This is a genomic window from Variovorax sp. Soil_C_39 (assembly GCF_057656815.1).
On sequence record NZ_JBDGJQ010000003.1, the window covers coordinates 380,280 to 403,809 of the forward strand.

General features: G+C 68.6%; 22 protein-coding genes. 6 read left to right on the forward strand and 16 right to left on the reverse strand.

Features of this window, described 5'->3' with window-relative positions:
- The first annotated feature begins 1 nt into the window (after nt 1).
- The gene (locus tag AC3A6J_RS09790; protein WP_487859734.1) at nt 2-214 is read left to right on the forward strand and encodes a hypothetical protein; all 213 of its coding nucleotides are present in this window, start codon (nt 2-4) and stop codon (nt 212-214) included.
- A gap of 9 nt (nt 215-223) precedes the next feature.
- On the opposite strand, the gene AC3A6J_RS09795 is transcribed toward AC3A6J_RS09790, so the two are convergent.
- The 8 genes from AC3A6J_RS09795 to AC3A6J_RS09830 are packed head-to-tail and all read right to left on the reverse strand — an operon-like array spanning nt 224 to nt 9,901.
- Complete coding sequence (locus tag AC3A6J_RS09795) at nt 224-1,690, reverse strand: N-acyl-D-amino-acid deacylase family protein (protein ID WP_487859735.1); 1,467 nt, start codon at nt 1,688-1,690, stop codon at nt 224-226.
- 16 nt (nt 1,691-1,706) lie between these two features.
- Entirely contained in the window at nt 1,707-2,696 is a 990-nt protein-coding gene (locus AC3A6J_RS09800) for an ABC transporter ATP-binding protein (protein WP_487859736.1), read from the reverse strand.
- Nucleotides 2,693-3,730: an ABC transporter ATP-binding protein gene (locus AC3A6J_RS09805; RefSeq protein WP_487859737.1), complete on the reverse strand. Its 1,038-nt coding sequence runs from the start codon at nt 3,728-3,730 to the stop codon at nt 2,693-2,695. Before AC3A6J_RS09805 ends, AC3A6J_RS09800 begins: the two co-directional genes overlap by 4 nt.
- A 17-nt stretch (nt 3,731-3,747) precedes the next feature.
- Nucleotides 3,748-4,641: an ABC transporter permease gene (locus tag AC3A6J_RS09810; RefSeq protein WP_487859738.1), complete on the reverse strand. Its 894-nt coding sequence runs from the start codon at nt 4,639-4,641 to the stop codon at nt 3,748-3,750.
- A 27-nt stretch (nt 4,642-4,668) separates the two neighbouring features.
- A complete protein-coding gene (locus tag AC3A6J_RS09815; protein ID WP_487859739.1) occupies nt 4,669-5,604 on the reverse strand; it encodes an ABC transporter permease in 936 nt (311 codons plus the stop codon).
- Between the two features lie 17 nt (nt 5,605-5,621).
- Nucleotides 5,622-7,211, reverse strand: coding sequence for an ABC transporter substrate-binding protein (locus AC3A6J_RS09820; RefSeq protein WP_487859740.1), 1,590 nt, complete (start codon nt 7,209-7,211; stop codon nt 5,622-5,624).
- A gap of 38 nt (nt 7,212-7,249) precedes the next feature.
- A complete protein-coding gene (locus AC3A6J_RS09825) occupies nt 7,250-8,701 on the reverse strand; it encodes a M81 family metallopeptidase (RefSeq protein WP_487859741.1) in 1,452 nt (483 codons plus the stop codon).
- A 36-nt stretch (nt 8,702-8,737) separates the two neighbouring features.
- A complete protein-coding gene (locus AC3A6J_RS09830) occupies nt 8,738-9,901 on the reverse strand; it encodes an NAD(P)/FAD-dependent oxidoreductase (RefSeq protein ID WP_487859742.1) in 1,164 nt (387 codons plus the stop codon).
- 202 nt (nt 9,902-10,103) lie between these two features.
- Between AC3A6J_RS09830 and AC3A6J_RS09835 the strand changes: the two genes are divergently transcribed.
- The gene (locus tag AC3A6J_RS09835; RefSeq protein WP_487859743.1) at nt 10,104-10,796 is read left to right on the forward strand and encodes a helix-turn-helix domain-containing protein; all 693 of its coding nucleotides are present in this window, start codon (nt 10,104-10,106) and stop codon (nt 10,794-10,796) included.
- A 6-nt stretch (nt 10,797-10,802) separates the two neighbouring features.
- Here the strand turns inward: AC3A6J_RS09835 and AC3A6J_RS09840 are convergent, their stop codons facing one another.
- From AC3A6J_RS09840 to AC3A6J_RS09870, 7 genes are read right to left on the reverse strand one after another with little or no spacing between them, the layout of a single operon-like run.
- Nucleotides 10,803-11,435, reverse strand: a complete 633-nt coding sequence (locus tag AC3A6J_RS09840) for a DUF3299 domain-containing protein (protein WP_487859744.1) — start codon at nt 11,433-11,435, stop codon at nt 10,803-10,805.
- 4 nt (nt 11,436-11,439) lie between these two features.
- Nucleotides 11,440-12,702 (reverse strand): ABC transporter permease, encoded by a 1,263-nt coding sequence (locus AC3A6J_RS09845; protein WP_487859745.1) that lies wholly within the window; start codon nt 12,700-12,702, stop codon nt 11,440-11,442.
- On the reverse strand, nt 12,699-13,445 hold the full coding sequence (locus AC3A6J_RS09850; RefSeq protein ID WP_487859746.1) for an ABC transporter ATP-binding protein: 747 nt from the start codon (nt 13,443-13,445) through the stop codon (nt 12,699-12,701). Before AC3A6J_RS09850 ends, AC3A6J_RS09845 begins: the two co-directional genes overlap by 4 nt.
- A 4-nt stretch (nt 13,446-13,449) precedes the next feature.
- A complete protein-coding gene (locus tag AC3A6J_RS09855) occupies nt 13,450-14,034 on the reverse strand; it encodes a DUF2796 domain-containing protein (RefSeq protein ID WP_487859747.1) in 585 nt (194 codons plus the stop codon).
- Nucleotides 14,031-14,939: a sulfurtransferase gene (locus AC3A6J_RS09860; protein ID WP_487859748.1), complete on the reverse strand. Its 909-nt coding sequence runs from the start codon at nt 14,937-14,939 to the stop codon at nt 14,031-14,033. The genes AC3A6J_RS09855 and AC3A6J_RS09860 overlap by 4 nt, the downstream gene beginning before the upstream one ends.
- 47 nt (nt 14,940-14,986) lie before the next feature.
- A complete protein-coding gene (locus AC3A6J_RS09865; RefSeq protein ID WP_487859749.1) occupies nt 14,987-15,919 on the reverse strand; it encodes a DMT family transporter in 933 nt (310 codons plus the stop codon).
- A 36-nt stretch (nt 15,920-15,955) separates the two neighbouring features.
- The gene (locus tag AC3A6J_RS09870; RefSeq protein WP_487859750.1) at nt 15,956-17,083 is read right to left on the reverse strand and encodes an aromatic ring-hydroxylating oxygenase subunit alpha; all 1,128 of its coding nucleotides are present in this window, start codon (nt 17,081-17,083) and stop codon (nt 15,956-15,958) included.
- 215 nt (nt 17,084-17,298) lie between these two features.
- Here AC3A6J_RS09870 and AC3A6J_RS09875 point away from each other — a divergent pair, with 215 nt between their 5' ends.
- From AC3A6J_RS09875 to AC3A6J_RS09890, 4 genes are all read left to right on the forward strand, one after another.
- Nucleotides 17,299-17,565, forward strand: a complete 267-nt coding sequence (locus AC3A6J_RS09875; RefSeq protein ID WP_487859751.1) for an exodeoxyribonuclease VII small subunit — start codon at nt 17,299-17,301, stop codon at nt 17,563-17,565.
- On the forward strand, nt 17,562-18,485 hold the full coding sequence (locus AC3A6J_RS09880) for a polyprenyl synthetase family protein (RefSeq protein WP_487859752.1): 924 nt from the start codon (nt 17,562-17,564) through the stop codon (nt 18,483-18,485). Before AC3A6J_RS09875 ends, AC3A6J_RS09880 begins: the two co-directional genes overlap by 4 nt.
- A 38-nt stretch (nt 18,486-18,523) precedes the next feature.
- Complete coding sequence (dxs, locus tag AC3A6J_RS09885) at nt 18,524-20,380, forward strand: 1-deoxy-D-xylulose-5-phosphate synthase (RefSeq protein WP_487860049.1); 1,857 nt, start codon at nt 18,524-18,526, stop codon at nt 20,378-20,380.
- Nucleotides 20,381-20,492: 112 nt separating this feature from the next.
- Complete coding sequence (locus tag AC3A6J_RS09890) at nt 20,493-21,575, forward strand: TRAP transporter substrate-binding protein (protein ID WP_487859753.1); 1,083 nt, start codon at nt 20,493-20,495, stop codon at nt 21,573-21,575.
- A gap of 100 nt (nt 21,576-21,675) precedes the next feature.
- On the opposite strand, the gene AC3A6J_RS09895 is transcribed toward AC3A6J_RS09890, so the two are convergent.
- Nucleotides 21,676-23,523 (reverse strand): TRAP transporter large permease, encoded by a 1,848-nt coding sequence (locus AC3A6J_RS09895; RefSeq protein WP_487859754.1) that lies wholly within the window; start codon nt 23,521-23,523, stop codon nt 21,676-21,678.
- Nucleotides 23,524-23,530 lie beyond the last annotated feature (7 nt).

Here is a 23,530-nt window from a genome sequence, read left to right on the forward strand (position 1 = left end):
CATGAAGCACGTCGACGCCCACAAGCGTTCCGCCCCGCCGCCATCGAACGAAGATGAAGACGACTCGCCGGTCGACGATTTCGAGGAAATGGAATCCGAAGCGGGCGACGATCTCTCCGAGGCCGGCCTCGACCTCACGGACGCCAGCGATCTCGATGCCGACAACGTGCCGGCCGACGAGGAATTCGCGCGCGTGATGAACGCGCCCGACTAACCCGCCCAACTAACGCGCCGCTGCCGCGTCCCGCCGCACGATCACCTGCCCGTTGCGCGCCCCGCTGTGCACGCCGTGCTGCCAGGTGACGGCGCCGTTCACGATCACCACGTCGATGCCCTCGGCTGGCTGCGCCGGCGCTGCGTAGCTCGCGGTGTCGCGCACCGTGGCGGCATCGAAGATCACCACGTCGGCATGGTGGCCCGGCGCCAGTGTGCCGCGTTCGGTCAAACCGAAGTTGCGCGCGGTGAGCCCGGTCATCTTCCACACCGCCGTCTCCAGCGGGAACAGGCCGATGTCGCGGCTGTAGTGGCCTAGCACGCGCGGGAAGGTGCCCCAGAGCCGCGGATGCGGCTTCTCGCCTAGCGGAATGCCGTCGGAGCCGATCATGGTTTCGTCGAACGCCAGCACGCGCTGCACGTCGTCCTCGTCCATCATGAAATAGATCGCACTGCCGGGCAGCAGGCGCTTTGCCGCTTCTTCGGCCGGCACGCCCCAGTCGGCGGCGATGTCCTTCAGGTCGCGGCCCGCGCACTCGGGGTGCGGCACGCTCGAGGCGATCAGCACGCGGCCGTCGAGCATGCCCCGGTCGGTACGGATCATGGTGGAGCCTGCGGTGTACGGATAGCAGTCGAGCCCGATGCACTGGTGCTGCATCGCCTGCTGGATGAAAGGAAGCGTGACCTTCGTGCGGCCGAAGTTCTGCGCGTTCTGCACCTTGTGGTGCGACACCACCACCGGAATGCCGAGCGCGCGCCCGATGTGGAAGGTCTCCTCGAGCGATTCCATCACGCGGTCGCCTTCGTCGCGCATGTGCGTCACGTAGAGCGCCTTGCGGGCGGTGAGCGGGCGTGCGACCTCGATGATCTCCTCGGTCGTCGCCTTCGTCGCGGGCGGGTAGAAGGTGCCGGTCGACAGGCCGATCGCGCCGGCCTGCATCGCTTCTTCGACCAGCGCCTGCATCGCCGAGATTTCCTCTGCGGTCGCGGCGCGGTCGAGGTCGGACATCACCACCGCGCGCAGCGTCGAATGGCCGACCATCGCGGCCACGTTCACCGATGAGGGCGCGGCGCGCAGCGCGTCGAGGTAGGCCGTGAAGCTGGTGAAGCGGCCTTCGGCGGGCGCCTCGAGCAGGCTCAGCGGCATCGGCAGGTCCATGTCGGGCCGAAGCGGTGCAGCGCTGATGCCGCAATTGCCGGCCACCACGGTCGTGACGCCCTGCGACACCTTGAACGGCATCTGCGCCTGCGACAGCACGGCCTGGTCGTCGTGCGTGTGCGAGTCGATGAAGCCCGGCGCGACGATGCGGCCGGTGGCGTCGAGCACGCGGTCGGCCGTGTGGCCCGCGAGCTGGCCGATGGCGGCGATGCGGCCGCCCGCGATGCCGACGTCGGCATCGAAACGCGGCGCCTTGGTGCCGTCGATCACGGTGCCGCCGCGGATCAGCAGCTCGTAGTGGGGGGGCTTATCGGTCATCGGTGAGGTCGTTTCTTCAGCGAAAGTGGCAGGCAACCCAATGGCCGCCGGCCGATGACGAAGGGCGCTCGCCCAGTTCGGGCGTCTTTTCCTTGCAGACCGCCTGCGCCATCGGGCAGCGCGTATGGAAGCGGCAGCCGGAGGGCGGGTTTGCGGGGCTCGGCGGATCGCCCTGCAGCAGCATCCGGCGCGCGGGCGTGCGCGGATTGGGCACCGGCACCGCCGAAAGAAGAATCTCGGTGTAGGGATGCAGCGGCGTCGAGAACAGCGTGTCGCGGTCGGCGATCTCGACGATGTGCCCGAGGTACATCACCGCCACGCGGTGGCTGATGTGCCGCACCACGGCCAGGTCGTGCGCGACGAACAGGTAGGCGATGCCGAACTCCGCCTGCAGGTCCATCAGCAGGTTCACCACCTGCGCCTGCACCGACACGTCGAGCGCCGACACGGGCTCGTCGCAGACGATGAGCTTCGGGTTGAGCGCGAGCGCGCGCGCAATGCCCAGCCGCTGCCGCTGGCCGCCCGAGAACTCGTGCGGAAACTTGCTGGCCGCTTCGGGCCGCAGCCCCACGCGCGAGAACAGCCACTGCACGCGCTCACGCCGCTCGGCGGCGGCACCCATGCCGAAGTTGCGCAACGGCTCGGCCACGATCTCGCCGGCCGCCAGGCGGGGGTTCAGCGAGGCGTACGGGTCCTGGAAGATGATCTGCAGTTGCCTGCGGCGCAGCCGCATCTCGTTGGCCGAGAGCGTCAGCAGCTCTTCGCCCTCGAGCGCCACCGAGCCCGAGGTCGGCTCGACCAGCCGCATCACCGACTTGGCCGTCGTCGTCTTGCCGCAACCCGACTCGCCGACCAGCGAGAGCGTCTCGCCGCGCGCGACCGAGAACGAGACGCCGTCGACTGCCTGGATCGCCGGCTGAGCGGGTCGCAGCCAGCGCTTGGGCGAGATGTAGTGCTTGCGCAGGTTGCGTACCTGGAGCAGCGGCGCGCTGTCGGTCGTCGTCATGCGCTCACCTCCACGGCATCGGCGGGCTGGTCCCAGCGTTCCTCGACGGCGAAGCAGGCCACCTCGTGGTCGCCGCCCTGCGGCGCGAGCCGCGGCGCCTCGGTGCGGCAGCGCTCGCGCGCGTGGCTGCAGCGGGCGGCGAAGGCGCAACCGCGCCCCAGTTCGTGCGCAGCGGGCACCAAGCCCGGGATCTCGCTGAGCCGCGCACGCGCCGTGTTCATTGCGGGCATCGAGGCCATCAGCGCCCGCGTGTACGGATGCAGCGGCCGGTCGAACAGGTCGATCACGTCGGCTTCCTCGACCTTCTTGCCGGCGTACATCACCACCACGCGGTCGCAGCTTTCGGCCACCACGCCGAGGTCGTGCGTGATCATCACCACGCCCATGCCGAGTTCCTTCTGCAGCCGCTTGATGAGGTCGAGGATCTGCGCCTGGATCGTCACGTCGAGCGCGGTGGTGGGCTCGTCGGCGATCAGCACCTCGGGGTTGCAGGCCAGCGCCAGCGCGATCATCACGCGCTGCCGCATGCCGCCCGACAGCTGGTGCGGGTATTCGTTCACGCGCCGCTCGGGCTCGGGGATCTGCACCACGCGCAGCATCTCGACCGCGCGCTGCATCGCCTGGGTGCGGGTCGCCTTCTGGTGCAGCTGCACCGTCTCGGCGATCTGCCGGCCCACGGTGAGCACCGGGTTCAGCGAGGTCATCGGCTCCTGGAAGATCATCGAGATGCGGTTGCCGCGGATCTGCCGCATCTCGCGCTCGCTCAGCTGCATCAGGTCGGTGCCGCGCAGGCGCACAGAACCCATATGGCGGCCGGGCGGCGTGGGCACGAGCCGCAGGATCGACAGCGCGGTCACGCTCTTGCCGCAGCCCGACTCGCCGACCACACCGAGCGTTCGGCCCGCGCGCACCGTGTACGAGACGCCATCGACCGAACGCACCACGCCATTCAACGTGTGGAAGTGCGTGCGCAGCTCGTCGACCTCGAGCAGGGGCTCGCCGGGGGCGAGGGCCACATGGGACATCGGCTTCATGGCGCTCTTCCCACTTTCTACAGTTGCCGCGCCAGGCGCGGATCGAGCGCATCGCGCAAGCCGTCGCCCAGCAGGTTGATCGCCAGCACCGTCGCGGCCAGCAGCAGCCCCGGGTACAGGATGATGTGGAACGCCACCGCCACGAAGTTGCGGCCCTCGGCCATCATGTTGCCCCAGCTCGGCGTCTGCGCGGGCACGCCCACGCCCAGGAACGAGAGGGCGGCCTCGGTCAGCACCGCCGCGGCCGCGACGAAGGTCGATTGCACGATCAGCGGCGCCACCATGTTGGGCAGCACGTGGCGAAACAGGATCAACGGCAGGCGCGTGCCCACGGCGTGCGCGGCTTCCACGTAGAGCTGTTCGCGCAGCGTGAGCGCGAGCGAGCGCACCAGCCGCACCACGCGCGGGATCTCGGGCACGGTGATGGCGACGATCACCGTCGTGAGGCTCGCGCGCGTCACGGCCATGAGCGCGATCGCCAGCAGGATGCCGGGGATGGCCATGAGCCCGTCCATCACGCGCATCACGGGCCCGTCGGCCCAGCGCACGAAGCCCGCGAACAGGCCGATCAGCACACCGAACACGGTGGCCAGCGCGGCCACTGCAGCGCCGACGATCATCGACACCTGCCCGCCCCACACCGCGCGGCTGAACACGTCGCGACCGAGCGCGTCGGTACCGAACCAGTGCTCGGCCGACGGCGGCTGCATGCGCGCGAGCGGATCGATGTCCTGCGGATCGTGGGTGGCGATCCACGGTGCGGCGATCGACAGCACGGCCACGGCGATCAGCAGCAGCGCGCCGACGATCAGCGTCGGGTGCTTGCGCGCCCAGCGCCAGCGCGGCGGCACGAAGGGCGCCTCGTCGGGCATGGCAGCGGCAGGCGCCGCGGGCAGGGTGTGTTCGTTCATCGGAAGGATGCTGGACATCACGGTGGGCTAGTAACTGATGCGCGGATCGAAGAACCGGTAGCTCAGGTCGATCAACAGGTTGATCAGCACGTACACGCCGGCCGACAGCAGCAGCACGCTCTGGATCACCGGGTAGTCGTGGCGCTGCACCGAATCGATCACCAGCCGGCCCACGCCCGGAATGGCGAACACGGTCTCGGTGACCACCACGCCGCCGATCAGCAGCGCGATGCCGACACCGACGGTGGTGGCGATCGGGATCGCCGCGTTGCGCAGCGCATGCCCGAGCACGGGCAACACGCCCAGGCCCTTGGCGCGCGCAGTGCGGATGTAGTCTTCATGCAGCACCTCGAGCACGGTGGCGCGCGTCATGCGGGTCACGAGCGCGATGTACACCAGCGCGAGGTTCACGCACGGCAGCACCAGCGAGCGCAGCCATTCGCCGGGGCCGTCGGCAAAGCGCACGTAGCCCTGCACCGGGAACCACGGCAGCTGGATCGCGAAGGCATAGATCAGCAGATAGCCGACGAGGAACACCGGCACCGAGAACGCGAGCACCGCGAACAGCATCACGAGGCGGTCGACCCAGGTGCCCGCGCGGTAGGCCGCGAGCGTGCCCAGCGGCACCGCGACCACGAGCGTGATCAGCATGGTGAGCGCAGCGATCGACACCGTGGGCTCCAGCCGCTGGCCCAGCAGCTGCGACACCGGCACCTGCGTGAAGATCGAGGTGCCGAGGTCGCCGGTGAAGAGCTTGCCGAGCCACAGCACGAACTGCTGCCATAGCGGCAGGTCGAGCCCGAGCGCGGTGCGCAGCTTCTCGATGTCTTCCACGCTCGCGAGGTCGCCCGCGATCAGCGCGGCTGGATCGCCCGGCGACAGGTGGATCAGCAGGAACACCACGACGGCGACCACCGCCATGACGGGAAGCGTCGCGATGACGCGTCGAACGATGTAGCCCATGGCGGTGCCTGCGTTGCCTATCGGCTGAGCGCCCAGAACATCGGCATGCCGGCCCAGAGCTTGTCGAGTCCCTTGAGGTCGGAACGCGCGGCGAAGGCGGCCGAGTACTGACCGGCGTTGATGTAGGGCACCGCCTCGTAGGCGCGGACCTGGAAGGCGTCGAGCAGCTCCTTCCGCTTGGCGGGCACGGTTTCCTTCAGCCAGGCGGTGCGCAGCTCGTCCAGCGGCTTGTCGCACGGCCAGCCCGGCAGCGTGTTGCCGCAGGCTGCACCCAGGTAGGCGTTGCTGATCGGCGAGTTGACGTCGAACTCGCCGGCCACCGTCACGTACATGTTCCAGCCGCCGGCCTCGGGTGCATCGCGCTTGGCGCGGCGCGCGCCGATGGAAGCCCAGTCGAGGTTCTGCGCATCGACGTTGATGCCGATGCTCTTCATGGTCTGGGCGGCCATCAGCGCCTCGGCGTTGAGGTAGGGCACGTCGCTCGGCACCAGCAGCACCACCTTCTCGCCCTTGTAGCCCGCGTCGGCCAGCATCTTCTTGGCCTTGGCGACGTCGGATTTGCGGTAGGGCTCGGCACCGGCCGCGGTCTCGTTCGGGCTGCCGCAGATGAAGAAGGTGGGGCAGTAGGCCATGCGCATGTCGAGCGGATAGCCCATGGCCGCGACGAAGCGCTCCTGGTTCACCGCTGCGAGCAGCGCCTGGCGCACCTTCGGGTTGTTGAACGGGGGATGCAGCTGGTTCATGACCAGGAAGCCCTGGTAGGCGCCGCCCGAGCCGATCTTGATGCTGCTGTCGGTGCGCAGCGGCGCGATGTAGTCGGGCTGCAACTGCTCGACGAGGTCGACCTCGCCGCGCTTGAGCGCCGCGATGGCGCTGTTGGAATCGGGCAGGTAGAGCCACTCGATGCGGTCGAAGTGCGGCTTCTTGCTGCCCGCGAGGCCGTTGGGCGGCTCGCTGCGCGCCACGTAGTGCGGATTGCGCACGAACACCGCCTTGTTGCCCGGCACCCATTCATCGCGCTTGAAGACGAACGGGCCCGAGCCCAGCACCTCGGACAGCGGCGCGGTCGCCGACATCTTCGCGAGCCGCTCGGGCAGCACCACCGGCGGAAAACCCGAGGGCTTGGCGAGCGCATCGAGCACCATGCCGAAGGGCTCTGCGAGCGTGAGCGTGAAGCTGCGCGCATCGGCGGCCTTCCATTCGGCGCCGACCGCGGTCATGGCACGGCCCAGGCTGTCGCGCGCGGCCCAGCGCTGCAGCGAGGCCACCGCGTCGGCCGAGGTGACGGCGCTGCCGTCGGAGAACTTGAGGCCCTCGCGCAGCGTGAAGTTCCAGGCCTTGCCGTCCTTCGAGACCGTGTATTTCTCGACCATCTGCGGCTGCGGCTTGCCCGACGCATCCTGCGCGAACAGGGTGTCGTACACCATGTAGCCGAAGTTGCGCGAGATGTAGGCGGTGGTGAAGGTCGGGTCGAGGATCTTCAGATCCGCATGCGCGACCACCTTGAGCGTTTTCGTCGCGGGTGCCTGGGCCAGCGCCGGCAGGCATGCGGCGGAAAGCGCCAGGGCAACAGCAGCAGCGTGGACTGCGAGCGTTCGTCGTTTCATGGTCGGTACTCCGGTGGGGCAAAAGAAGAAAGGAAAACTCAAGCGGCGACGCCGATCGGCCACTTGGGCAGCCGCGCCTTGCGGTAGGGCAGGGTGTTGAGATCGAGCGTGACCGCGCCCGGCGCGCCGGCGTAGATCACGTGCTTCGCGACCTTCGAATACGACGCGTAGAAGTGTTGCGACGACTTCACGACGATGATCTTCTTGGCCGCGAGGTCGCAGCCCAGCTGGGTGAACAGGTCGGTGCCCATGGCCTGGTTGCGCAGCGTGATCAGCACGATCTCGATGCCGTTGGCTTCGACGAGGGCGCTGTCGCCCATCAGCGTGGGCGTGCCGGCAAGCCCCGTCATCACCAGGTCGTGCCGCAGCGCCTTCACCGTGCATTCGAGATCGATCGGGTCGCCCGAGAGCGGACTGATCTTGCCGCCGAGGCGCATGGCCAGCCGGGCGCCCACGCCCGCATCGAAGGCGATGCGCACCGCGATCGGATCCCACATCGGGCCGAGCGCCGCATTGGCGATGCCGCGTTCGACCATGCGGCGCAGGATGAAGGTCGCGTCGCTGGCGGCGCCGCCGCCGGGGTTGTCGGCGCCATCGGCGAGCACCACAGGACCGCCGTCGAATGCCAGCGCCTCGTCGAGCGAGGCATCGATGCCGGGGTAGTTCAAGGTGAGGCCGTCGCGCATCGCGATGACTTCGTCGGCGAGCTGGCGCGCGAGCGCATCGGCCTTGGCCTGGTCGCCGTCGGTGTAGACCAGCACCTTGGTGCCCATCTCGGGCACGTCGCCCCACGAGAAGCCGTGCGTGAGCGAGATCGACAGCACGCCGTCCTTTCCCTCGAGCGACTGCATGCGTTCGACGAAACCGCGCGCCGGCTCGCGCGAGGTGTGCACCGTCACGATCATGTCGCAGTCGACCACCGCCGCCACCGGCCTGACCTTGCCCTCGACCATTGCGGCGCAGAGGTCCACCAGCTCGAGCCCGCGCTCGAGCACGTCGGTGTGCGGGTATTCCTTGAACGAGATCATCAGGTCGGCGTTCGCGATCATCTCGGGCGTGAGATGGTTGTGCGGATCGAGCTCGGCACCGATCACCGCGCCGGGCCCGGCGATCTGCCGCACGCGTGCCAGCAGGTCGCCTTCGCAGTCGTCGTAGCCGTCGGCCACCATCGCGCCATGCAGGCCGAGCAGCACCATGTCGACGGGCAGCACCGCGCGCAGGTCGGCCAGCAGCTCGTCGCGCAGCGTCTCGTAGGCGTGGCGCGTGGTGGTGCCGCTGGGCTGCGCGCCGGCCACCATGCCCTCGAACAGTGTCCAGCCCTTGTCGGCGCCGCGCATGCGCGCGGCCCACAGCGGGCCCGAGAACAGCGTCATCGCATCGGGGTGCTTGCCGGCCGCGAAATAGCCGCGGTCCTTGAAGGAGGCAAGGCCGGTCGGCATCGGGCCGAAGGTGTTGGTCTCGGTGGCGAGCGAGGCGCTGAAGACACGCATGGGATGTTCTTTCGTTCGAGGGGGTGGTTGTTCTTGTCAGGCGGGCGACGCGCTTCGCAGCCGCTCGGGGCCGAGCATGGCGGCCGTGAGCCCGAAGGACGCGATGCGCTCGGGCAGCGGCAGCCCGCGGGCCAGGGCCGCGCAGGCCTCGCCCATCGCCGCCGAGGTCTGGATGCCGTAGCCGCCTTGCGCCGCGACCCAGAAGAAGCCCGGCGCGCCGGGCTCGAAGCCGCCGACGAGGTCGCCGTCGGCCACGAAGGAGCGCAGGCCGGCCCAGGTGCGCGTGGGCCGGCGGATGGCGAGCGTGGTGGCTTCTTCGATGCGGTGGATCGCGATGGCGATGTCGAGCTCCTCGGGCTGCACGTCCTGCGGGTCGACCGGATCGGCATTGGCCGGCGAGCCGAGCAGCATGCCGGCATCGGGCTTGATGTACCAGCCCTCGTCGGCGCTGAAGACCATGGGCCAGTGCGCGACGTTCTCGCCCTCGGGCGGCGCGAAGATGAAGGCCGAGCGACGGCGCGGCTCGATGCCGATGGGCCGCACGCCGGCCAGCTGCGCGATGGCGTCGACCCAGGCGCCAGCGGCATTGAGCAGCACCGGCGCTTCGTAGGCAACGCCGCCGGCCGTCACGCGCCAGCGTTCGCCGATGCGCTCGATGGCCGTGACGCCGGCGTCGCACACCAGCTTGCCGCCGGCCTGGCGCATGCCGCGCAGGTAGCCCTGGTGGATGGCGTGCACGTCCATGTCGGCGGCATCGGGCTCGTAGACGGCTCCGTCGACCTGGTCGGGGCGCAGCGCCGGCACCATGGCGATGGCCTCGGCGCCGCTGAGGCGCATCGCCTCGCGGTCCATGGCGCGCAGCACGTTCCAGTGCGCATCGAGCACGGCGGACTGCGCGGCGCTGCCCACCATCATGGCGCCGCGCGGCGTGAGCAGCGGATGTTCGGCAAAGCCCTCGGGCGGGTTCTGCAGGAACGCGCGGCTCGCCATGGTGAGGGCCCGCACCTGCGGCGTGCCGTAGCTTTCCATGAACAGCGCGGCCGAGCGGCCGGTGGCGTGGTAGCCCGGCTGGGCCTCGCGTTCGAGAACGATCACGCGCGCGTGCGGCGCGAGCCAATGGGCCACCGAGGCCCCGGCAATGCCGCCGCCAATCACGAGGTAGTCGGCTGCCACAACGGGCGCGGGTGTGCTGGAAGTCATTGGCGAAAAGTGTAGGCAGGATTTTGCGGATACGCAAATTATTTGCAACGCACCAAGGGGAAACCATGACGCACCGCATCGGTGAAATTTGCGTGAATGCAATTTGCGGATACGCAACTTCCGCGCCTGCGTCATCCGGGTTGCCATGGATGGCGTGCTGCCCACTGGCAGAATCGCCATGCATCACAAGAGAAAGCCAAGCGTGAATCCACACACAGTGACCAGAGCGGGGACCAAGCCGAAGGACGAGCCGCCCACACTGGACCGCACCACTTTCGGTCACCGGCTGCGCAGTGCGCGCAAGCGTTTCGGCTGGACGCTGGCGCAGCTGGCCGAGCGATCGGGCGTGTCGATCACCACCATCTCGCGCGCCGAGCGCGGTCAGCTCGCACTCGGCTACGAGAACTTCACCGCGCTGGGGCGCGCGCTCGAGATGGACATGAACGCCATGTTCGCCGGGGCCGGCATCAAGCCCGCGCAGCTCGACGGCCCGGTGGTCACGCGCGCGGGCAAGGGCGTGGTGTACCGGGGGCTTTCGATCGCCTACGAGTTCCTCGGCACCACCGCGGCCGGCAAGCAGATGAGCCCGATCGTCGGCACCGTGCATGCGCGCCGCATCCATGGCCCCGAAGACTTCGTGCGACATGCGGGCGAAGAGTTTGCCTATGTGCTCTCAGGCGAGATCGAGGTGCATTTCGAGAACGGCGAGGTGGTGCGCCTCGCGCGCGGCGACTCGTTGTACTTCGACAGCCGCATCGGCCATGCGTACAAGAGCGTGAGCCGCCAGCTCGCGAAGATCGTGGGCATGACCACGGGTGAAAGCGGGCACATGAAGTCGGCGCGCGAGGCGCCGGCGCTGGCGCCGAAGGGCGCCGCCCGAGGCCGAAAGGCCTGAGCCGCCTTACTTCGCGCCGCCCGTGTACTTGGTGACGCTCGTGGCGCTCACGTGGTAGCCGCTCACGCCCATCATCGAATCGTTGCGCTTGGTTTGCAGCTTGCCCGTGACCCACACGGTGTCCATCGCGCGGAACTTGGCGCCCTTGGGCGTCACCACGTGCAGGATCTGGTTCGCGGGCGGCGGCGGGGTGTGGATGCAGGCGCCGAAGTAGGGCACGAGCAGGAACTCGGTGACTTCGCCCTTGACCTCTTCGAGCGGCACGATGAAGCCTGGGATCTTGACGTCGACGCCGTTCATCGCCGGGTTGGTGGGCGCGTTGTTCGACACTTCCTGCATCTTCATGAGCAGCTCGTTCGCGCGCGGATCGCCGTCCTCGAGCGCGCTCAGGTCGATGCCCTTGAACTCCTTGGCGGGATCCCAGTCCTTCGGCACCAGTTCTTCCCAGCTGATCTGGCGTGGCTGCCCGGCGGCAGCCTTGGCTGCGGCCGCCGGCGCACCCCCCTTGCCGCCGAGCGGGTTCGTGGCGGTGGTGTCTTTGGGCGCGGGTTCGGCGGCCCAGGCCGCAGCCGTGAGCAGCGAACTGGCCAGCGCCAGGGCGGCGCAGGAACGGAAGCCGCGAAGTCGGGGGGTGTTCATGTTTCTAGATCCTCGGAGAAAGCCCGTCCGCCAGCGACAGCCTGTACGCGCGGATTCCGGGCAGCAGGCTTGCCAGCCAGCCTGCGGCCAGCAGGCTCGCCAGCAGCAGCCATTCGTTCAGTGTAGGTTCCGAAAGGCTCAGTGTCAGCCCGAACTGCGACTGCAGCCATGGCGCCAGCAGGGCAATGCCGAGCACCGCCATCGCCACGCCGAAGGCCACGCCGAGCACGGTGACCATGGCGCCTTCGAGCGCGAGCAGCGCCAGCACATGGCGCCCGCCGGCGCCGACGGCGCGCAGCACCGCGAGCTCGCGCCGCCGTTCGTTGAGCCCCGCCAGCACCACCGACACCAGCCCCGCGAGGCTGACGAGCGCCACCAGCGCCGACATCAGGAGCAGCGCGTTCTCGCCCACGCCGATCACGCTCCACAGTTCGTCGAGGGCCACGCCGGGCAGGATCGCCATGAGCGGCTCGCCGTTGTAGGTCGAGATCCAGCGCTGCACGCCGAACACCGCGGCGCGGTTCTTCAGGCCCACGAGCGCGGCCGTCACGTTCTTCGGCGTGAGGTCGAACTTGCGCACCTGCTCGGCCGGGATCTTCACGCCCGGCATCGGTGCGCCGCCCACCCACTCGAGGTGGATCGCCTCCATAGCCTCGAGGCCGATGTGCACCGTGCGGTCGACCGGCGTGCCGGTCCGCGCGAGCACGCCCACCACGGTGAAGGGCTTGTCGGCATGCTCGGCGGTGTTGAGTTCGCCACCGCCATGGGCGAGCGTGATCTTCTGGCCCACGTGATAGCCGAGCCGGTCGGCCACTTCGGCGCCGACCACCGCGTCGAACAGCGCGTCGAATGGCTTGCCTTCGCGCAGCACGAGCGGCTGCCGGTTGCCGTAGCGGAACCGCATGAAGTACTCGGGCGAGGTGGCAAGCACGGCAAAGCCGCGGTGCGAATCGCCGAGCGACAGCGGCACCGCCCAGTCGACGCCCGGGTGCGCGGCGAGCGCCTGCACGCTCTTCCACGCAATGTTGTTGGTGGCCGAGCCGATGCGGAATACCGAATACAGCAGCAGCTGCGTGGAGCCCGTGCGCGCGCCGACGATCAGGTCGGTGCCCGAGACCGACGCGGCGAAGTTCTGGCGCAGCTCGGTGCGGATGCGCTCGACCCCGAGCAGCAAGAAGGTCGACAGCGCGATCGAGAACACGGTGAGCGCGAGCGTGAAGCGGCGGTTCCAGGCGCTGCGCCAGGCGATCGAGAAGAGGGCGCTCATATCATTTCCGACGCGCCCGCCGCCGCGCGGTTGATCTCGGGCAGCAGCACGTGGCGCGCAAAGCGCTGGGCGATGCGCTGGTCGTGGCTCACGAAGACGAGCGCGCTCTGCTTCAGTGCGCAGGCGGTCAGCAGCACGTCGAGAAAGGCTTCGCGCCGGTCCTCGTCGAGCGCCGAGGTGGGTTCGTCGGCGATCACCACCTCGGGCTGGCCGATGAGCGCGCGTGCCGCGGCTACGCGCTGCTGCTGGCCCACCGAGAGCTGCATGGCCGGGCGCTGCCAGAGGCTGCGCTCGAGGCCCATGTCGCCGAGCAGGCGCTCGGCCTCGGCGCGCGCGCTGCCGCCGTGCTGCGCCGCCTGGTTGCTGCGCCGCTCGGAGAATCGGCAGGGCAGCAGCACGTTGTCGACCACGCTCAGGTACGGCAGCAGGTTGAACTGCTGGAAGATGTAGCCCACATGCGCCACGCGGCAGCGGTCGCGCGCCGCGCCCGAAAGCTTCGACCAGTCGTGGCCCAGCAGGCTCACGCGGCCTTCGTCCGCCACCAGCACGCCGGCCAGCAGCGACAGCAGCGTGCTCTTGCCACAGCCGCTCGGCCCGTGCAGGAAGACGGATTCGCCGGCGGTGATGCGGAAGGCTTCGATGTCGATGCAGGGCCGCGTCGCGCCGGGCCATGCAAAGCGCAGGCCTTCGGCGGCAAGCACCACGCGCAGCGGCTTCGCTTGGCCCGCGGCGAGGGTGCTCACGGCCTCATTGGCCCCAGCCGAGGCGAACCGGCTGGGCCGCCTTGGCGCCGCCCGGGCGCTTGAGCTGGCGCTTGAACTGTCCCTGGGCCGTGGCGACCTGCACGTCGATCTGCCGCATGCCCTTGAAGGCGGAGAAGAGGTTCACGTCGATGAATTTGGCCGCGGCTGCGCTGGTGCAGTTGAAGGAGAAGGTGGCGTCCAGGTCGGCATGGCCCGCGGCCTCGGCGGGGTCCGGCTGGCCCAGGCCCAGCGCGCTGGAGCGCAGTTCGACCGGGCCGAGCTTGCAGTTGGCGGCGGGATCGATGGCGAAGAGCTTGTCGGCCGCGCGCAACTGGGCCACGGCGTCCTCGGCGGTTTTTTTCTCGGCGTCGGTGCGGGGCGCGCGCTCGAAGCCCACGAGGTTGTCGAGCGGGGATTCCATGGCGATCACCACTGTGGGGCCGTCGACGGCCACGTCGAGCGTGAGCTGGCCATGCACATGCGCATGCTGGTGCTGGGCCTGTGCAGGAAGAACGCAGGCGGCAGCCAATGCTGCTGCCATTGCGAGGGCGAAGCCGGACGACGTGCGTCGGAGTCGAATGCGTTTCATGGTTCTGCGCCTTGCCGGGTCGGCAGCCCCGGGGTGTTGCTCCATTCGCTCCAGCTGCCGGCATAGAGCGCGGTCGTTCCCAGCCCCGCGATCTGCATCGCCAGCAGGTTGGGCACGGCGCTCACGCCACTGCCGCATTGGTGCACGACCGTCGCCGGATCGCGTCCCGCGAGCAGCGCCTCGAACTCGGCACGCAGCTGCGATGCCGGCTTGAACTTGCCGTCGGGGCCGAGGTTCTCGGCGAAGGGCCGGTTCAGGGCCCCGGGGATGTGACCCGCGATCGGGTCCAGAGGTTCCACCTCGCCGCGATAGCGTGCGGCGGCACGCGCATCGATCAAGTTCTGGCCGGGCTGGCCGAGCCGGCGGACCACGTCGTCGGTGGTCACGAGCCGAGCGAGCGGCTCGCTGGCGACGAAGTTCGACTGGAAGCGCGCCGGCTCCTCGCGGTCGGTCACTTCGCCGCCTGCGGCCTGCCACGCCTGCAGGCCGCCGTCGAGCACGGCCACGGCATCGTGGCCCATCCACTTGAGCATCCACCAGAGCCGGCCGCAGTAGTTGGCGCCGTTGCGGTCGTACACCACGGCCTGCATGTCGTTGGAAAAGCCCACGCTCGACAGCCACTGCGCGAATTTCTCGCGGCTCGGCAGCGGATGGCGCCCGCCCGAGGCCGGCACGCCGTCTTCTTGTGCAACCACCACCTCACCGTGCGCGCCGGGCCTGCCGTGCGGCGCGCTCAGGTTGTCGTCGAGGTCGGCATGCACTGCGCCCGGGATGTGGGCCGCCGCATATTGCTTTGCGCCGGCTTCGGGCGCCATGAGGTCGAAGGTGCAGTCGAAGACCATCAAGGGCGTGTCGCCCGCTTGAAGCGCGCGGAGTTGTTCGACGCTGACGAGGGTGGTGTACATGGCAAGTTCCTTCGCTGTCGCGTTGATCGGTTTGATGCGCCGGCGTGTCAGTGTTCCTCGGCGGGCGCCTTGGGCACGGCGCGCTGACGCAGCACGGTGGCCGCGATGCCGCTCGCGATGATGAGCGCCATGCCGGCCCACCCGGTGGCGTCGATGCGGTCGTCGAACAGCACCACGCCGTAGAACGCCGCAAAGACGATGCCGGAATACTGCAGGTTGGCGACCACGAGGGTGCCGGCCTGCGTCTTGGCAGTGGCATAGGCGCGTGTCATGCAGAGCTGGCCGAGGGCGGCCAGGAGGCCGATGGGCAGCAGCCAGAGCGCATGCTGCCACGTCCATGCGCCGTTGCCCGAAAACCCGGTGGCGCCGGTCGCGAATGCGCCGGCCACGGCCGAGCCCACCGCAAAATAGAAGACGGTACGCAGCTCGGGTTCGCCGATGCGCGACAGCGCCACCACCTGCATGTAGGCGAAGGCGGCCGTCAGGCCCGACAGCAGGCCCAGCATGCCCGCGAAGCCGTTGCTGTCGTCCACCGTGGGCTTGAGCATCAGCACCACGCCGACGAAGCCCGCGAGCACCGTGGCCGCGAGCGTGCCCTGCAGCGGCGGGCGCTCGACGCGGCCGTCGCGCCCGCGCACCGGCACCCAGGCGAGCAGCGTGCCGCCGACCAGGAAGGCCGCGACCCAGACACTGCTCATGTAGTTGAGCGTGACGGCCGTGGCGAGCGGCATGTGGGCGATGGCGTAGAACCACGCGCCGAGCGACACCACGCCAATGATGCTGCGCCAGGCGTGCATGCCGGGGTAGCGCGTGGCCATCGACACGCCGCGGCTGCGCGCCAGCAGCCACAGGAACACGATGCCGATCAGCCCGCGCCCGAGCACCATCTCGCCGCTGTTGAACCAGGCCGATGCAATCTTGACGACCACGCTCATGGTTGCGAAAAGAAAGGCGCCCAGCACCATCCACAGTGCTTGCATCAGCCGCCCCCGCCCGCCGGCGCAGCGGTCATCGCCTCAGGCGGCATGCATCGTCTGCCGATACCACTCGTGGAACTGCTGCATGCCGTCTTCCATCGGGCTCTGGTAAGGGCCGGTCTCGTTCTCGCCGCGCAGCATCAGCGCGCGGCGCCCGGCGTCCATGCGCTCGGCGATCTCGTCGTCCTCGACGCAGGTTTCCATGTACGCAGCGCGTTGGGCCTCGACGAATTCGCGCTCGAAGGCGACGATTTCCTCGGGGTAGAAGAACTCGACCATGTTGAGCGTCTTCTGCGGCCCCACCGGGTGCAGCGTGGAGACGGTCAGCACGTGCGGATACCACTCGATCATGACGTGCGGGTAGTAGGTGAGCCAGATGGCGCCGAACTTCGGCGGCTTGCCTTCGCGGTACTTGAGCAACTGCTCCTGCCAGCGCTGGTAGACGGGGCTGCCGGCGCGGCCGAGCCGGTTGGCCACGCCCACGGTCTGCACGGAGAAATTCTTGTTGAATTCCCAGCGCAGGTCGTCGCAGGTCACGAAGCTGCCCAGGCCCGGGTGAAAGGGGCCCACGTGGTAGTCCTCGAGGTAGACCTCGATGAAGGTCTTCCAGTTGTAGTTGCACTCGTGCAGCTCGACGTGGTCGAGCGCATAGCCCTCGAAGTCGAGTTCGGCGCGCGGCCCCAGCGTGGCGAGGTCGGCCACCACGTCGCGCCCGTTGGCCTCGAACAGCAGCCCGTTCCACTCGGTGAGCGGGTAGTTGTGCAGGTTCAGGCAGGGGTCCTGGTCGAAGTGGGGCGCGCCGATCAGCGTGCCCGTGGTGCGCGGGTCGCTCGCCGCGTAGGTCCACCGGTGCAGCGGACACACGATGTTGCCGCCCGCCTGGCTGTCGAGTTGGCCGCGGCCCTGCAGGATCAGCGCCTGCCGATGGCGGCACACGTTGGAGATGAGCTCCACGCCCTTGGGCGTGTGCACGAGCGCGCGGCCCTGGTGCTCCTGCGGCAAGGTGTGGAAGTTGCCCGGTTCGGGCACGGCCAGCCGGTGACCCACGTAGCGCGGGCCTTGGGCGAAGAGCGTCTGCATCTCGCGCGCGTAGAGCGAGTCGTCGAAGTACGCGGAAACTGGAAGTTGGCTCGCGGCCTGCTGCAGTTGAAGACTTAAATCAGACATGGAGGACCTGACCAAGCTCCCCACAGGGAGAAAAGAGAAAGACGGAAGGGCGCCGTGCGGCAATGCGACGGCCCGAGAGTTGTGCCGGCGCTGCCGGCGGGGGAATCGGGCATTGTACCCAAGGGGGCGTCATCGCGCCGGCCCAAGGTCGAGGCCCGGCGGCAGCCCGCTGGTTCCCCGTCCTAAAATGCCATGTTTCATTCACATTCCCTCGCATGCCCAAGGTCACTCCCTCCGCTTCGTCCAGCCCGGAAGCCTCGCCCGACACAGGTCCGCTGCCGGCCAGCTACGAAGCCGGGCTCCAGGAGTTGGAGAAGCTGGTTGCAGAGCTCGAGTCGGGCCAGTTGCCGCTCGACCAGCTGCTGGGCAGCTACCAGCGTGGCGCCGCCCTGCTCGCCTTCTGCCGCGAGAAGCTCCAGGCGGTCGAAGACCAGATCAAGGTGCTCGATGCCGGCGCGCTGAAGCCGTGGGCCGCCGAATGAGCGCTGAACGTCTGGCCGGGCACTGGGACTCGGCGCGCCTCGCGCGCTGGAGCGAACCGCACCTCGCACGCGTCGAATCGGCGCTGTCGGCCTGGGTCGGTGTCGATGCGCCCGTGCTGCTCGGCGATGCCATGCGCTATGCAGTGCTCGACGGTGGCAAGCGCCTGCGGCCCCTGCTGGTGCTGGCGGCGAGCGAGGCGGTCGACGGCAATCCCGCCGCGGCGCTGCGTGCGGCCTGCGCGGCGGAACTCATTCATGCGTATTCGCTGGTGCACGACGACCTGCCCTGCATGGACAACGACGTGCTGCGCCGCGGCAAGCCCACGGTCCACGTGAAGTTCGGCGAAGCCGATGCGCTGCTGGCCGGCGACGCGCTGCAGGCGCTGGCCTTCGAGCTGCTGACGCCCGAAGGCGACGAGGTGCCTACGCCGATGCAGGCCACCCTGTGCCGGCTGCTCGCGCGCGCCGCAGGCAGCCAGGGCATGGCGGGCGGCCAAGCCATCGACCTTGCCAGTGTCGGCATGGCGCTCGACGAAGCCCAACTGCGCGAGATGCACCGCCTGAAGACCGGCGCGTTGTTGCAAGGCAGCGTCGAGATGGGCGCGGCCTGCGCGGCCGGTACGATGCCGCCCGGCGCCGTCGCAGCGCTGCGCGAATACGGAGCCGCGATCGGCCTGGCGTTCCAGGTGGTCGACGACATCCTCGACGTGACGGCCGACTCGCAGACCCTCGGCAAGACGGCCGGCAAGGATGCGGCCGCGGACAAGCCCACCTACGTCTCGCTCTGGGGCCTCGAGGGCGCGCGCGCGCAGGCGGCCCAGTTGCTCGCCCAGGCGCTCGCCGCGCTCGAACGCAGCGGCCTCGCCGACACGGCCGCGCTGCGCGCGCTGGCCCACATGGTCGTCGACCGCGACCGATGAACTGACCACCGATGGACAAGAAGACCCACGACGAACCCATGGCACCGCTGCTTTCCACGCTCCACGACCCGGCGCCGATCCGGCAGTACGACCGGGCCCAGCTCAAGCAGCTGGCGGACGAGGTGCGGGCCTGCGTGCTCGACAACGTCTCGCGCACCGGCGGCCACCTGAGCTCCAACCTCGGGACGGTCGAGCTCACGGTCGCGCTGCACCATGTGTTCGAGACACCGCACGACCGGCTGGTGTGGGACGTGGGCCACCAGACCTATCCGCACAAGATCCTGACCGGCCGGCGCGATCGCATGCCCACGCTGCGACAGATCGGCGGCATCTCGGGCTTTCCGCAGCGCACCGAGAGCGAATACGACACCTTCGGCACCGCGCACTCGTCGACCAGCATCTCGGCCGCACTCGGCATGGCGATGGCGGCCAAGCAGAAGGGCGAAGACCGCCACACGGTCGCGATCATCGGCGACGGCGCACTCACCGCCGGCATGGCCTTCGAGGCGCTCAACAACGCGGGCGTGTGCGACTGCAAGCTGCTCGTGATCCTGAACGACAACGACATGTCGATCAGCCCGCCCGTGGGCGCGCTCAACCGCTATCTCGCGCAACTGATGAGCGGCAACTTCTACGCCGCGGCCAAGAACGTCGGCAAGAGCGTGCTGCGCGCCGCGCCGCCGCTGTTCGAGCTGGCCAAGCGCTTCGAGCAGCATGCCAAGGGCATGGTGGTACCGGCCACGCTGTTCGAGCAGTTCGGCTTCAACTACGTCGGACCGATCGACGGCCACGACCTCGACTCGCTGGTGCCTACGCTCGAGAACCTCAAGCACCTCGACGGCCCGCAGTTCCTGCACGTGGTCACCAAGAAGGGGCAGGGGTACAAGCTGGCCGAGGCCGATCCGGTGGCCTACCACGGGCCCGGCAAGTTCGATCCGCAGGTCGGCCTGGTCAAGTCCGCCGCGCCGGCCAAGCAGACCTTCACCCAGGTCTTCGGCCAGTGGCTCTGCGACATGGCGGCGCACGACGGACGGCTCGTGGGCATCACGCCCGCGATGCGCGAGGGCTCGGGGCTGGTCGAATTCGAGCAGCGCTTCCCCGACCGCTACTACGACGTGGGCATTGCCGAGCAGCATGCGGTCACCTTCGCGGCCGGCCTCGCGTGCGAGGGCCTGAAGCCGGTGGTCGCCATCTATTCGACCTTCCTGCAGCGCGCCTACGACCAGCTGATCCACGACGTGGCGATCCAGAACCTGCCCGTGGTGTTCGCGCTCGACCGCGCGGGCCTCGTGGGCGCCGACGGTGCCACCCATGCGGGCGCCTACGACATCCCGTTCCTGCGCTGCATTCCGAACATGAGCATCGCCTGCCCGGCCGACGAGCGCGAATGCCGGCAACTGCTCACGAGCGCCTACGAGCAGAACCATCCGGTGGCGGTGCGCTATCCGCGCGGCGCGGGCGCCGGTGTGGTGCCGCACCTTGCGCTGGACGCGCTGCCCTTCGGCAAGGGCGAGGTGCGCCGCCAGGGACGGCGCATTGCGATCCTCGCGTTCGGCACGCTGCTCTATCCGGCGCTCACCGCCGCCGAATCGCTCGACGCCACGGTGCTCAACATGCGCTGGGCCAAGCCGCTCGACGTCGAGCTGTTGCTCGAGGCCGCCCGCACGCACGAGGCCATCGTCACGCTCGAGGAGGGCGCGGTCATGGGCGGCGCGGGCAGCGCGGTGCTCGAGGCGCTGCAGGCTGCGGGCGTGCAGAAGCCGGTGCTGCAATTGGGCTTGCCCGACCGCTTCATCGAGCATGGCGACCCGGCCGGGCTGCTGGCGTCGATCGGGCTCGACGCGGCCGGCATCGAGGCCGCCATCGCCCAGCGCTTCGGCGCGGTCGCAGGGTAAACCCCGGCGAGCCGGGTGTAAGCGGGTTTTTACAATCGCGAAGACTCACAAAAGTCCCCAACGCGGTCACAAGCCGCGTTTCGTTTTTTCTGAAGCACCCGGAGTGAAATCAATGGATCGTCGTTCTCTCATCAAAAACGCAGGCATCGCCGGCGTTCTGGCTGCCGGCATTGCGCCCGCGGTTCACGCGCAGGCCGCCGTCCGCTGGCGCCTCGCATCGAGCTTTCCCCGCTCGCTCGACACCATCTTCGGCAGCGCCGAAATGCTGTCGAAGACGGTCAAGGCCATGTCGGGCGGCAAGTTCGAGATCTCGGCGCACCCCGCCGGCGAACTGATGCCCGCGTTCGGCGTGGTCGATGCCCTGCAGGGCGACACGCTCGAGATGGCGCAGAGCGCCGCCTACTACTTCACCGGCAAGGACCCGATCTTTGCGTTCAGCTGCGCCGTGCCCTTCGGCCTCACCGCACGCCAGAACGACGCCTGGAAGGAATACGGCAACGGCCGCAAGCTGCTCGATGCCTTCTTCGCCAACTACAACTTCCACACCGCCAGCGCCGGCAGCACCGGCACGCAGATGGGCGGCTGGTACCGCAAGGAGATCAAGACCGTCGCGGACCTCAAGGGCCTGAAGATGCGCATGGGCGGCGGCGTGTTCGGCGAGGCGATGGCCAAGCTGGGCGTGATCTCGCAGAACATGCCGGCCGGCGACGTGTACCAGGCGCTCGAGAAGGGCACGCTGGACGCGGCCGAGTTCGTCGGTCCGCACGACGACCAGAAGCTCGGCTTCAACAAGGTTGCGCCGTACTACTACTACCCCGGCTGGTGGGAAGGCGGCGCCGACCTCGAGTTCTTCATCAACAACAAGGCATTCGCCAAGCTGTCCGACGAGAACAAGGCGATCCTCAACGCGGCCACCAAGGTTGCCGCGCGCGACATGCTCGCCAAGTACGACGCGTACAACCCCATCGCGCTGAAGAAGCTCGTGGCCGACAAGACCCAGCTCAAGGCCTTCCCGAAGGCAGTGATGGACGCCGGCTTCAAGGCTTCGATGGAAGTGTTCGCCCTGCACGAGGGCAAGTCGCCCGAGTTCAAGAAGATCCACCAGGACATGCGCGCCTTCCAGCGCGACCAGATCCTGTGGAACCGCTTCTCGGAGTACCCGTTCAACCAGTACATGAACTCGGTCAAGATCTGACCGAACGCACCGGCGAGCAATCGTCGGGCGCACGACAAAAAAGAAGGCCGGCCACTCGCAAGAGTGGCCGGCCTTTTTGCCGTCAGTGCCTGGCGGCAGGTCAGGGCTTCTTGCCCTCCTGCTGCTTGAGCGCGTCTTCCATGGCCTTCAGCGGATCACTCTCCGCGCTCTCCGCGCTCTCCGCGCTCTCCGCCGGTTCGGCGGGTTCAGCCGACGGCGGCGGTTCTTCCGGCGCAGGGCTGCTGCCGAAGGTCGGCACTTCGGAGCCATAGGGCTCGGGCGCGAGTCCGCCGCCTTCGGGTGTGAGGCTTTCACGCATCTGGCGGCCGATGTCCTCGAGATTGACGTTCGGCGCCTTCTCGAGGCTGCCCGTCACGATCTGCGGGAACGCGATCAGGATGCCCACCATCGTCAGCTGGATCAGCAGGAAGGGAATCGCGCCCCTGTAGATCTGCATCGTGGTGACCGGCTCCATGACCTTCTGGGTCACGCGGTCGACGTACTGCTTTTCGGGCGCCACCGAGCGCAGGAAGAACAGTGCGAAGCCGAACGGCGGATGCATGAACGAGGTCTGCATGTTGACCGCGAGCAGCACGCCGAACCAGATCAGGTCGATACCAAGCTTGTCGGCCACCGGCGCCAGGAGCGGCACCACGATGAACGACAGTTCGAAGTAGTCGAGGAAGAACGCCAGGAAGAACACCAGGATGTTCACCACGATCAGGAAGCCCACGGCGCCGCCCGGCAGCGAGGAGAGCAGGTGCTCGACCCAGATCGGGCCGTCGGCGGCCTGGAACACCAGGCTGAACACCGTCGCGCCGATCAGGATGAACATCACGAAGCTCGACAGCTTGGTGGTCGCGGCCAGCGCCTGCTTGAGCAGCGAGAAGCTCAGCCGGCGGCGCACCCAGGCCATGATCAGCGCGCCCATGGCGCCCATTGCGCCGCCTTCGGTCGGCGTGGCAACGCCCAGGAAGATGGTGCCCAGCACCAGGAAGATCAGCAGCAGCGGCGGGATCAGCACGAAGGTCACGCGCTCCGCCAGTCGCGACAGCAGGTTGAGCTTGAGCGCCTTGTTGGCCAGGGCGATCACCAGTGCGAGGAACACGCCGCCGCACAGCGCCACCACCACCTTCTCGTCGGTGGCCACGAAGGTGACTTCACGGCCTTGGATCCAGGTGTGCACCGCTTCCATGTTGCGCGCCAGCCAGACCGCCACCACGGCCGACAGCGCCGTGAGCCCCACCAGCGAGATGTAGCCGCCGCTGCCGTTGGGCTCACGGTAGGTGCGCGCCTCGGGCGGCAGCGCAGGCACCTGCGACGGCTTGAAGATCGCGAGGAGCACGACGTACAGCACGTACAGGCCCATCAGCATGAAGCCGGGCAGGAACGCGCCCTTGTACATGTCGCCCACGCTGCGGCCGAGCTGGTCGGCCATGATGATCAGCACCAGCGAGGGCGGGATGATCTGCGCCAGCGTACCCGAGGCGGCGATCGCGCCGCTCGCGAGGCGCCGGTCGTAGCCGTAGCGCAGCATGATCGGCAGCGAGATCAGGCCCATCGAGATGACCGAGGCGGCCACTACGCCGGTGGTCGCCGCCAGCAGGGCGCCGACGAAGATCACCGCGAGCGCCAGGCCGCCGCGCATGGGGCCGAAGACCTGGCCGACGGTGTCGAGCAGGTCCTCGGCCATGCCGCTTCGCTCGAGGATGAGCCCCATGAGCGTGAAGAAGGGCACGGCCAGCAGCGTGTCGTTGGCCATGATGCCGATGAGCCGCTGCGGCAGCCATGCCATCACCGAAGACTGGAACACGCCCAGTTCGATGCCCACGAGACCGAAGAAAAGGCCGCAGGCGCCGAGGCTGAAAGCCACCGGAAAGCCGAGCAGCAGGAAACAGATCAGCCCCGCGAACATGATCGGGGCGAAGTTGGCAGCAATGAATTCCATGATGTGG